This window comes from Candidatus Nanopelagicales bacterium, assembly GCA_030700225.1.
Classification (GTDB): Bacteria; Actinomycetota; Actinomycetes; order S36-B12.
In genome coordinates this window covers 1-11,232 of sequence record JAUYJT010000075.1, presented here as the reverse complement: position 1 = coordinate 11,232, position 11,232 = coordinate 1, and the positions used below count along the sequence as shown (strand labels likewise).

Here is an 11,232-nt window from a genome sequence, read left to right as displayed (position 1 = left end):
GGTACGGGGGAGGCGAACACGACCGCGATAACCAGTAATACCGCGTGTGACACACCGGAGAAGGCTCCGGCGGCGTGGGCGGCGAAGAACCACGCCGGTGGCGGGAAGAATGACTGGTTCCTACCGTCCAAGGATGAACTGGAAGCGTTGTACTATCGGAAAGACACTGTTGGGGTGTTCGACGATGACGACTACTGGTCCTCGTCGCAGAAGCGTGCGTTCGACGCGAGGTTCCAGGACTTCGTCTATGGCGACCAGCTCACCGACATCAAGGACTTCTCCAACCGTGTGCGGCCGGTCCGGGCTTTCTAGCGATTCAACCATTCATCACTTGTTCTTCGTTCCTCGGTTTCGCGGTTCGCCCGTAGGGCGGCCGCGAACTTCTTGGCTCGCCGGTCGTTTCCGTGGGCGCCCTTACTGACAGGTTGAAGGCGACACGCCGACCCCCACAGGAGGCCGCGCGCTCAAAGAAGCTGAGGCACGCCGAAGGATTGCGTCACAGAGCGACCGCTGAGACACTGCCGGTATGCGATTGAAGCTATCAGGAATCGGGGCACTCGCCGCCAGCATCGCTCTCGTACTGGCCGCGTGCTCCAGCCAGACCGAACCAGCACGCGACGTCGCCACGACGCCCACCACATCGGCCCCAGCGTGTGTAGTGGGCGAACCCGGCCCGGGTGGAGGGACGATTTTCTACCAGGACATGAGTCGTCCAGCGGGTTCGCGGTGTTTCGAGGCCGCACCAAGCGGCTGGTACGGCCACGCCGGCGACCCGGACGAGCGGTTGGCGTGGGGGACCGGTAAGAAGGGGACCGGTAAGTGCGCGTCTACCAGTATTGCGACTCGTACGGGTATTGGTACGGGGGAGGCGAACACGACCGCGATCACCAGTGATGATGCGTGTGACACACCGGAGAAGGCCCCGGCGGCGTGGGCGGCGAAGAACTACGCGGGTGGCGAGAAGAGTGACTGGTTCCTTCCGTCCATGGATGAACTGAATCAGTTGTACATACAGAAAGCCGCTGTTGGCGGGTTCGCCGGTGTCATCTACTGGTCCTCGTCGGTGTTCGATTTGGACCACGCGTGGTACCAGTCCTTCGACGATGGCGTCCAGGACTCCAGATACAAGCTCATCCCCCTCCGCGTGCGGCCGGTCCGGGCTTTCTAACTAGTCAACTAGGGCTCTCCTGACGCATCCGTGGGTCGTTTCGGCTCTTCCCCCAACAGGAGGTCACGCGCTCAATATTGGTGAGGCACGCCGCGTACTCGCAGTCACGGGCGGCGAGCAGGTACAGTGAGCCACGACGCAGACGGGAATTGGGGCCATAAGAACCCATCCGTCCAGGACACCGGCGAGGGGGTCGAGCCTATGGGGCGCGGCCGAGCGAAGGCCAAGCAGACGAAAGTCGCTCGCAGGCTTAAGTACAGCGGACCAGACACAGACCTCCAGCGTTTGGAGGCCGAACTGACTGGTCGCGACGACGCGGAGGAGTCGGCTGGACCGTCCGACGACGGGCCCCACGTCGATTACGAAAGCGCGGAGGAACCCGGCTGAGTCGACCCGCTCAGCGGTAGTCGCCGTGCATCGCGACGGTTAGCTGGATTCCGGCGGCCTCCCCGGCTCCGGCCTCCGGCGTAGAAGTGTCACGCGAGACATGACCTAGCACCCAGTTGCGGATTCCGGCTTTGGCCAGGAAAGCCTGGGACTCTCCCACGTTCTCCGCTGGTACTACCGCCACCATCCCGACGCCCATGTTGAACGCGACTTCCAAGTCCTCACCGCTGATGCGCCCGACCTCACCGATCACACCGACTACCGCTGGCACGCTCCAGCATCCGCGGTCCACATCGGCGCGGAGTCCGGTTGGAATCACTCGCGCCAGGTTCGCGGCCAGTCCTCCACCTGTGATGTGCGCGTAGGCATGCACCTCAAGCTCGTCCGCCAAGCCAAGGCAGGCCTTCGCGTAGATCTTCGTCGGCTCCAGCAGCTCCTCCCCGACAGTGCGGCCAAACTCGGGCAGCACGCGGTTCAGTCCGGGGCCGTCGGGCCCCAGCAGCACTGCCCTGGCGAGTGAGTACCCGTTGGAATGCAGCCCTGAAGAGGCCATCGCCACCAGCGCGTCGCCTTCGCGTACCCGATCCGGACCCAGCAGGCGGTCGGCTTCTATGACCCCCGTCCCGGCGCCAGCCACGTCATAGTCATCGGGTCCGAGTAGCCCGGGATGCTCGGCCGTTTCGCCGCCGATCAGAGTGCATCCGGCCTCCACGCAACCGTCGGCGATCCCCGAAACGATCGCGGCGATCCGCTCCGGAACCACGCGGCCGCAGGCGATGTAGTCGGTCAGGAACAACGGCTCGGCGCCACACACGACCAGATCGTCAACGACCATCGCCACGAGGTCCCGGCCGATCGTGTCGTGCTTGTCCATCGCCTGCGCGACGGCCACCTTTGTGCCAACACCGTCCGTGGCGCTGGCCAGAAGCGGGCGACGATACTCACGCAACGCGGAAGCGTCGAACAGCCCCGCGAAGCCACCAATCCCTCCGACAACTTCTGGCCGCGAAGTCCGTGCCACCGACCCGCGCATCAGCTCGACAGCCAGCTCTCCGGCAGCCACGTCCACGCCCGACTCCTGATAGGTACTCGGCGTTACTGGCAACGTCATCGCGAACCAACCGGCACTGTGGGGTCTGGAGTCCTGCCGCCAGCCAGACCATCGCCCGACTCCTGGGCGGCGTCTGCCAGCCATCCCTCCAGCAGGTCCCGTCCAGCGACGTGCGTCTTTGGCAGTGCCACCGGGTACTGCCCGTCGAAACATGCCATGCACAATCGATCAGCGGGGATCTTGGTCGCGTCGACCAACTGATCGAGCGACACGTATGCAAGCGAGTCCGCGCCGATCGATTCACGGATCTGATCAACTGTCCGCCCATTGGCGATGAGTTCGTCCCGCGTCGCGAAGTCGATGCCGTAGAAGCACGGCCACACGACCGGGGGGCTGGAGATCCGGACGTGAACCTGCGCGGCTCCGGCTTCCCGCAACATGCGCACTAGTGCCCGTTGAGTGTTTCCCCGCACGATCGAGTCGTCCACCACGACAAGGCGCCTGCCAGAGATCACTTTGCGGAGCGGGTTGAGCTTCAGTCGGATACCCAGCTGTCTGATGGCCTGTGACGGCTGAATGAACGTGCGCCCAACGTAGGCGTTCTTCACCAGGCCCTCTCCGAAAGGGATGCCAGAGGCCTGCGCGTATCCGATGGCCGCGTATCTTCCGGATTCGGGTACCGGAATGACCAGATCAGCGTCCACGGCGTGCTCCAGCGCCAGCCGTCGGCCGACCCCGGTCCGTACCGCTTCGACGCTGCGCCCGCTGATCGTCGTGTCCGGACGCGCCAAATAGACGTACTCGAACAAGCAACCGTGGGGCGTCGCAACCGCGAATCGCGTCGACCTCACCCCTCCGGCGTCGATCGCCACCATCTCGCCGGGCTCGATCTCACGCACGAACTCAGCGCCCACGATGTCCAACGCGGCGCTCTCACTGGCGACGGCCCAGCCCCGCTCCAGACGCCCCAGTACCAAGGGCCTGATCCCGTGAGCGTCCCTGGCAGCGAAGAGAGTGTGTTCGTCCATAAACACGAACGAGAAGGCCCCGCGAAGCTGCGGCAGCTCCGCCAGGGCCGAGATTTCCAAGTCTGACCCTGGGTGTGATGCGAACAGAGCTGCCACCACATCTGTGTCCGAAGTGGACAAGGCCGTTCCTAGGGGAAGCTCCCCGGATTCGGCCGATCGCATCCTCGCGCGCTCGGTCAGCTCGTCTATGTTCGTCAGGTTCCCGTTGTGCGCCAGCGCGAGGCTGCCTGCCGACGTGGGCCGAAACGTGGGCTGGGCGTTCTCCCACACGCTGGCACCCGTGGTCGAGTACCTGCAGTGCCCGATGGCCAGGTGCCCGTGCAGCGAGCCGAGCGATGACTCGTTGAACACCTGAGAGACCAGCCCCATGTCCTTGTAGACCACGACGTGCGAACCGTCACTGACGGCCATTCCGGCGGACTCTTGGCCGCGGTGCTGGAGGGCGTACAAGCCAAAGTATGTGAGCTCGGCTACGGCTTCGCCCGGCGCCCAGACACCGAAGACCCCGCACTCGTCCTGTGCGCAGTGCTCGCCCGGCAGAAGGTCATGATTGAGCAATCCGTCTCCGCACGCCACCGAACAAGTCTAGGGGCTACGGCCCGTCAGCCCATACTCCCCGGCATCGCCCCCCTGGAGTTAGCGGCCGTTCCCGACAAACGCGAATGTTTGGGTACAGACGCGCCCGTTGCAACGAGTGTTTCCTTGCCTAACGGTCGCGTTTGTCGTTAGCGGCCGCTAAGTCCAGTCAGACACCCGGTGCGACCTGGCCGCTATCGTGTCGAAAGAAGCGAAGTTCATCGCGCCAGTACTGGACTCTGGCGATGACCTGAAGGGATGCCGCCCATGGAGACGTTCGGGGACCTGCTGCTTACGACGATCTGGATCTTCTGCCTTATCGCCTACTTGATGGTGCTGTTCTTCATCCTCCTGGACCTGTTCCGCGACCATAAGCTCTCGGGATGGTGGAAGGCGGTGTGGATCGTCTTCCTGTTCATTCTCCCGTTCCTGTCAGCCTTGATCTACTTGATCGCGCGCGGATCGGGCATGCAGGAGCGAGCGGCGGCCGAGGCAACGACCCTGAAGCAAGCACAGGACGAGTACATCCGCGGCGTCGCGGCCACAGGCGACCCGGCTGGCCAGATAGCCAAGGCTAAGCAGCTCCATGATCAGGGGATCATCAGCGACGACGAGTTCGAGCAGCTGAAGCGGAAGGCACTGTCCTAGGCCGAAGTTCCGCTTCCGAAGACTGGGGCTCAAGCCGGGCGGATGATGCGAAGCCCCTGTTGATCATGGGGGTCGACGATCGCCCAGGAAGGGAAGATCGCTAACAAGCAAGATCATCAGAGGATCTGCACCATCGAGCGTGAGCGAAGGCGCCGCGCGTGAGCGAAGACGCCGTGCGCATGGAACCACCGCCGAGTTCGTCCTATCCGACGAAACGCGGCTCAGTTGTGCTGCTTCTCCTCGGCTGCGGCGTACTGAGCTGACTCGAGCTGGAACGTCGTGTGCCTGATGTCGAAGCACTCTCGCGCGCAATCGGTCACCCGCTCTAGGACATCGCCCCGCGAACGAACCCCTTGGTCACCCGGATCCACGACTACGTGAGCTGACAGGCATGCCATCCCGCTGGTGATTGTCCAGGCGTGAACATCATGCACGTCGATGACCCCGTCGACTTCGATGAGGTGACGACGGACCTCATCAAGGTCAAGTCCGGGCGGGGCGCTCTCAAGCAGGACGCTCAAGGCCCTCTTCAGTAGCAGAACGGTGCGCGGCACCATGAACAGCGCGATGCCGACGGACATGATCGAGTCGATCCGCTCGTATCCCGTCAGGAGCACCACGACACCCGCGACTACAACTCCCAGAGAACCGAGCGTGTCTGACAGAACCTCCAGATAGGCGCCCTTGATGGTCAGGCTCGTCTCGGATCCCTTGCGCAGCAGCACCAGCCCGGTCACATTGGCCGCCACCCCGTAGCAGGCAGCCGCGATCATGAACCCGGGGACGACCTCCACCGGGTTGAACCACCGTTCAACCGCCTCCTTGAAGATGAATATGGCCAGGCCGAACAGAAGCAGGCCGTTGACCACAGCCGCCAGGATCTCGAGGCGGTATAGCCCGAAGGTGTGCCGGGGCTTGGTCGGGCGGGCAGCCGCCGTCACTGCGGCCAGGGCCAGGAGGATGCCAAAGACGTCCGCGAACATGTGAACCGCGTCCGCCACCAGGGCCAGGGATGACGAGAACCAGGCGCCGACGAGTTGGACGATGACGACCGAGATGCCAAGTCCGAGAACTACGGTCAGCCGACCCCTGTTGCGCATCGCCGCGCTGGCGCTATCCGGCTCCATGAGCCCTAGCCGAACAGCCTTGGCAACGTGGATTCGTGAGCCAGCTTCAGCTCGGCCAGCGGCCATGCGACACATTCCCCGAAGACCCGGTCAACCGTCAGCACTTGCTCGCCAGCGCAACCCCTGTCCTCGCCCAGGCCGGAGTCAACGACGCCAATGCGCGTGGCGGGGAAGCCGCGCGCTTCGCACATCCCCGTGAACCGCACTTCCTCGCTCCGGGCCACCACGACAACAGCCCGGGCGGCGGATTCGGAGAACAGGTGGACGAACGCGTCGGATCCTTCCGGCACCCACGTTCGGGCGCCAACGCCAGCGCGCAGGGCCATCTCAACCAGAGCCTGCGCCACGCCGCCGTCGGAAACATCATGTGCGGCCGTCAGCATTCCGTCGCGGCTGCCAGCCACGAGAATCTGGGCCAGAACCCGCTCGGCTTCGAGGTCGACAACCGGAGGCCGCCCGCCCAGATGATCGTGGACGACGTGCGCCCACCCGGACCCGGCGAACTCGTCGCGAGTCGCACCGAGCAGGTAGATCAGTTCGCCGTCGGGCCCCCAAGCCGTCGGCGTCCTGCGGCCGACATCGTCGATAACGCCGAGCACCCCCACCAGGGGCGTCGGGTGGATCGCGGCGTCCCCGGTTGAGTTGTAGAACGACACGTTGCCGCCGGTCACCGGGATCCCAAGCTCAAGACAGCCATCCGCCAACCCGCGCACCGCCTCGGCGAACTGCCACATCACGCCGGGATCCTCCGGAGATCCGAAGTTAAGGCAGTTCGTGACGGCCAGCGGCACCGCGCCCGTCGCGGCGACGTTCCGGTACGACTCAGCGAGAGCCAACTGCGCGCCTGAGTACGGGTCGAGCTTCGCGAAACGGCTGTTGCAGTCCGTCGAGATCGCGACGCCCCGGCCCGTTCGCTCGTCCACGCGGACCATTCCCGAATCCTCGGGCTGAGCCAGCACAGTATTGCCGCGAACGTAACGGTCGTACTGATCGGTCACCCAGCCTGCTCCAGCCAGGCTCGGCGAGGCGACCAAGCGCAGCACGTCTTCGCGGATCCCCGCGGCATCTTCAGGCCGCGCCAGCCGGTCAGGCGCGTCGGCAACGAGCGCATCCATGTAGTCGGGCCGCACACAAGGCCTGTCGTACGTCGGACCCTCGTGCGCGACCGTCTTGGGTGGAACGTCCACCACACGTTGGCCGTGCCAGTCCACCGTGAGTCGGCCAGTTCCAGTGACCTCGCCGATGACGGTGGCCTCGACATCCCACTTGCCGCAGATGGTCATGAACTTGTCGATCCGGTCGGGACGCACCACCGCGCACATCCGCTCCTGAGATTCGCTCATCAGGATTTCTTCTGGCGACAACGTGTCATCGCGCAGCAGCACCCGGTCGAGCCAGACGTGCATGCCGCCTTCGCCGTTGCTAGCCAATTCGCTGGTGGCGCAAGAGATGCCCGCTCCGCCCAGGTCCTGAATCCCCTCAACGAGCCCGGCCCGCAGCACTTCGAGAGTGCATTCGATCAGGAGCTTCTCCATGAACGGGTCGCCGACCTGGACGCTGGGCCGCTTCGACGAATGCTGCTCGTCGAATGTCTCGCTGGCCAGCACCGACACCCCGCCGATGCCGTCGCCGCCGGTTCGGGCGCCGTAGAGCACGACCAGGTTCCCGACGCCCGACGCGCTGGCCAGGTGGATGTGCTCGTGCCGCATGGCTCCGACACACAAGGCGTTGACCAGTGGATTGCCCTGATAGCACGGATCGAAGACGATCTCGCCACCGATGTTGGGCAATCCCAGACAGTTCCCGTAGCCGCCGACTCCGGCGACGATGCCGGGGAGCACGCGAGCTGTGTCCGCATGCTCGGCCGCCCCGAATCGCAGGGAGTCCATCACGGCCAACGGGCGGGCACCCATCGAGATGATGTCCCGCACGATGCCGCCGATCCCCGTGGCCGCCCCTTGGTATGGCTCGACGAATGAAGGGTGATTGTGACTCTCGACCTTGAACGTGACGGCCCATCCGTCACCGATGTCGACCACGCCGGCGTTCTCGCCCATCCCGACGAGCATCGCCTCGCCATCCGGCAGCTTCTCGCCGAACTGGCGCAGATGGACCTTCGACGACTTGTAGGAGCAATGCTCACTCCACATGACCGAGTACATGGCTAGTTCGCTGGACGTTGGCCGGCGGCCCAGGATCTGAAGGATGCGCTCGTACTCGTCCTTCGCCAAACCGAGTTCCCTGTACGGTTGCTCGGCGCCCGGATCCGCAGCGGCCGCCGAGACGGTGTCGAGCATCACGGCGTGATCCCAAGAACCGCGGACATCGACGTGAAGAAACCCAGGCCGTCGATACCGGGGCCTGTCAGCGGGTCGACGGCGTGCTCCGGATGGGGCATGAGGCCGACGACGTTGCCCCCTGCGTTGCGGATACCGGCGATGTCGTTGAACGAACCATTCGGGTTGCCGCCCACGTAGCGGACGACGACGCGGCCCTCGCCCTCAAGCTGTTCCAGCGTCTTGGGGTCCGCGACGAACCGGCCCTCGCCGCTCTTCAGTGGGACAGTGATGACGGATCCAGACGTGAAGCTCCGGGTCCATGCGGTATCGACGTTCTCAACCCGCAGATCTTGGTCGCGGCACAGGAAGTGGCGGGACTCGTTTCGGGTCAGCGCCCCGGGCAGCAAGTGCGATTCGCACAGGATCTGAAACCCGTTGCAGATTCCCAGGACCGGCAGGCCGGATTCGGCTCGGGCGACGACCTCAGCCATGATCGGCGCGAAGCGAGCGATGGCCCCGCACCGCAAGTAGTCCCCGTACGAGAAACCGCCGGGAACTACGACGGCGTCTACATCTCGCAGGTCCGCGTCCGCGTGCCAAAGCCCAACAGCTTCGTGGCCAGCGAGCCGCACAGCCCGGGCAGCGTCCTCATCATCGAGCGAGCCAGGAAACGTGATGACGCCAACTCGGACGCTCACGAGCTGCCCTCCTCGACCCGCAGGTCGTAGTCCTCGATCACGGGATTGGCGAGCAGGTTCTCGGCCAGATGCCGCACTTGATCGAGGCGAGCAGGATCAAGGTCGCCATCTAGAACGATCTCGAAACGCTTGCCCTGGCGCACGTCCGTGACGCCCTCCAACCCCAGCCTGACCAGAGCACCTTGAACCGCCCGTCCCTGGGGATCGAGGATCTCCGGCTTGACCATTACGTCCACTACAACGCGGGACACAACATCTCCCTGGGATCAGCTGGCGGTTGACGTTGCGAGTCTAACTGCGGTCCCAGGCCATTCCTGTCAGCCGCTCGTAGGCCTCTACGTACTTGGCGCGTGTCCGCTCGACGACATCCTGGGGCAGCGGCGGCGGCGGCTCACCCGAATCCCGGTCCCAGCCTGATTCTGGCGAGGTGAGCCAGTCGCGCACATACTGCTTGTCGAACGACGGCTGAGGTCCGCCTGGACGCCAATCGGCCGCGGACCAGAACCTCGATGAGTCAGGTGTCAGCACTTCGTCGGCCAACACGATGCGGCCGTCGGAAGCCCGCCGACCGAACTCGAACTTGGTATCGGCCAGGATGATCCCCCGGTCACGGGCGATGGCCTCGGCGCGAGAATACACGGCGATCGAGATCCGCTTCAGCTCAGCGGCGTCGCCCTCCCCGATCGCGCCCACGACCGCGTCGAAGTCGATGTTCTCGTCGTGATCCCCGATCGCGGCTTTCGTGGACGGCGTGAACAACGGCTCGGGAAGCCGGGATCCATCCGTCAAGCCAGTCGGCAACACAAGCCCGCACACGCCGCCGGTTGCGCGGTAGTCGGCAAGCCCGGAGCCGGTGAGGTACCCGCGCACGACGCACTCCACGGCGAACATATCCAACCGAGCGCAGATCAACGCCCGGCCGGCCACGGACTGCGGAACCGATGCGCTGATGACGTGATTCGGCACCAAGTCAGCCAGCCGCTCAAACCACCACAAGCTCATGGCAGTCAGGATCCGACCCTTGTCCGGAATCGGCGTCGGAAGCACGAAATCAAACGCCGAGATCCGGTCGCTGGCGACCATCAGAAGCTGTCCGTCGGGCGTGCTGAACAAGTCGCGGACCTTGCCGGAGTACAGATGCGCGTACCCGTCAGGCAACCCGAGCTGCGATGCGGTTGTCATGCCCACGCCCCTACAGGATCGCCGCTGGCTGGTACGCGGCATCGCCCGGGAAGTGCTCGGCGATCACCGTTACACGCTCGCAGACCCGGCCCACCTGAACCTTGGCCGCGCCGGTGAACTCGAGCGGCTCGGCCACCAGGTCTGTCAGCTCGTCAAGGTCCAGACCGAGTCGCGGGTCATTGGCGAGACGCTCCAACAGATCGTTGTCCGCATTCCCGTCTTGGCGCATGAGCAGCGCCACGGCGACCGCGTGTTCCCGGATCGCTTCATGCGCGACTTCCCGGCCGACTCCGCGCCGGACAGCGGCGATCAGAACCCGGGTCGTAGCCAGGAACGGCAAGTACCGTTCGCGCTCGGCCCGGATCACCTCCGGGAACGCCCCGAATTCATCGAGGATCGTCAGGAAAGTCTCCATCAAGCCGTCAAGGGCGAAGAAGGAGTCTGGCAGCGCGACGCGCCGCACGACCGAACACGACACGTCGCCCTCGTTCCATTGAGAGCCCGCCAGGTCATTGGCCATCGCCGCGTATCCGCGCAGCAGAACCATGAATCCGTTGACTCGTTCGCACGAGCGGGAGTTCATCTTGTGCGGCATCGCCGATGATCCGACCTGCTCGGGCCCGAACCCCTCGGACACGAGATCAAGCCCGGCCATCAGTCGGATCGTCGTGGCGAGCGACGACGGGCCGGCGGCGAGCTGGGCCAGGGCGGACACGACGTCGGCGTCAAGGGAGCGGGGGTAGACCTGTCCGACGCTGTCGAGAACGCGTGTGAACCCCAGATATGCGGCGACCTGCTGTTCGAGGATCTCCAGCTTGTCCGCATCGCCGTCGAGCAGCTGGAGCTGGTCCTGGGCGGTGCCCATCGGCCCCTTGATCCCCCTGAGCGGGTAGCGGCCAATCAGATCCTCAAGCCTGTCGAACGCGATGAGCAGTTCCTCGGCGGCGCTGGCGAAGCGCTTGCCCAATGTAGTCATCTGGGCAGCGACATTGTGGGAACGCCCGGCCATCGCTTCGTCCTGGAACCGCGTCGCCAGACCGCAAAGACGCGCCAGGACCGCGACGGCCTTCGACCGGACGAGCAGCAGT

The 11,232-nt window shown here is 64.8% G+C and carries 12 protein-coding genes; 4 read left to right on the top strand and 8 right to left on the bottom strand.

The genetic code is table 11. The features are described from left to right. The 3 genes from Q8P38_11990 to Q8P38_11980 all read left to right on the top strand — a co-directional run. A partial coding sequence (locus tag Q8P38_11990; GenBank protein ID MDP4015319.1) for a DUF1566 domain-containing protein occupies positions 1–312 on the top strand: 312 nt, incomplete at its 5' end. A gap of 214 nt (positions 313–526) precedes the next feature. Next, complete coding sequence (locus tag Q8P38_11985) at positions 527–1,168, top strand: DUF1566 domain-containing protein (GenBank protein MDP4015318.1); 642 nt, start codon at positions 527–529, stop codon at positions 1,166–1,168. A 126-nt stretch (positions 1,169–1,294) separates the two neighbouring features. Beyond that, complete coding sequence (locus tag Q8P38_11980) at positions 1,295–1,555, top strand: DUF3073 domain-containing protein (GenBank protein ID MDP4015317.1); 261 nt, start codon at positions 1,295–1,297, stop codon at positions 1,553–1,555. Between the two features lie 10 nt (positions 1,556–1,565). On the opposite strand, the gene purM is transcribed toward Q8P38_11980, so the two are convergent. Both purM and purF read right to left on the bottom strand, forming a co-directional pair. After that, positions 1,566–2,666 carry a phosphoribosylformylglycinamidine cyclo-ligase gene (gene purM, locus Q8P38_11975; protein MDP4015316.1) on the bottom strand — a complete coding sequence of 367 codons (1,101 nt, stop codon included), beginning with the start codon at positions 2,664–2,666 and terminating at the stop codon, positions 1,566–1,568. Then, positions 2,663–4,210, bottom strand: a complete 1,548-nt coding sequence (gene purF, locus Q8P38_11970) for an amidophosphoribosyltransferase (protein ID MDP4015315.1) — start codon at positions 4,208–4,210, stop codon at positions 2,663–2,665. Before purF ends, purM begins: the two co-directional genes overlap by 4 nt. 267 nt (positions 4,211–4,477) lie before the next feature. On the opposite strand from purF, the gene Q8P38_11965 reads away from it, so the two are divergent. Beyond that, complete coding sequence (locus Q8P38_11965; protein ID MDP4015314.1) at positions 4,478–4,858, top strand: SHOCT domain-containing protein; 381 nt, start codon at positions 4,478–4,480, stop codon at positions 4,856–4,858. A gap of 221 nt (positions 4,859–5,079) precedes the next feature. Here Q8P38_11965 and Q8P38_11960 read toward each other — a convergent pair whose 3' ends face one another. From Q8P38_11960 to Q8P38_11935, 6 genes are all read right to left on the bottom strand, one after another. Continuing rightward, on the bottom strand, positions 5,080–6,051 hold the full coding sequence (locus tag Q8P38_11960; GenBank protein ID MDP4015313.1) for a cation diffusion facilitator family transporter: 972 nt from the start codon (positions 6,049–6,051) through the stop codon (positions 5,080–5,082). Then, a complete protein-coding gene (gene purL / locus Q8P38_11955) occupies positions 5,991–8,282 on the bottom strand; it encodes a phosphoribosylformylglycinamidine synthase subunit PurL (protein MDP4015312.1) in 2,292 nt (763 codons plus the stop codon). Before purL ends, Q8P38_11960 begins: the two co-directional genes overlap by 61 nt. Next, on the bottom strand, positions 8,282–8,962 hold the full coding sequence (gene purQ / locus Q8P38_11950; GenBank protein ID MDP4015311.1) for a phosphoribosylformylglycinamidine synthase subunit PurQ: 681 nt from the start codon (positions 8,960–8,962) through the stop codon (positions 8,282–8,284). Before purQ ends, purL begins: the two co-directional genes overlap by 1 nt. Continuing rightward, positions 8,959–9,213, bottom strand: a complete 255-nt coding sequence (gene purS, locus Q8P38_11945; protein ID MDP4015310.1) for a phosphoribosylformylglycinamidine synthase subunit PurS — start codon at positions 9,211–9,213, stop codon at positions 8,959–8,961. The genes purQ and purS overlap by 4 nt, the downstream gene beginning before the upstream one ends. Before the next feature lie 40 nt (positions 9,214–9,253). After that, positions 9,254–10,144 carry a phosphoribosylaminoimidazolesuccinocarboxamide synthase gene (locus Q8P38_11940; protein ID MDP4015309.1) on the bottom strand — a complete coding sequence of 297 codons (891 nt, stop codon included), beginning with the start codon at positions 10,142–10,144 and terminating at the stop codon, positions 9,254–9,256. Between the two features lie 10 nt (positions 10,145–10,154). Next, on the bottom strand, positions 10,155–11,232 hold a 1,078-nt coding region (locus Q8P38_11935), incomplete at its 5' end, for a lyase family protein (protein MDP4015308.1).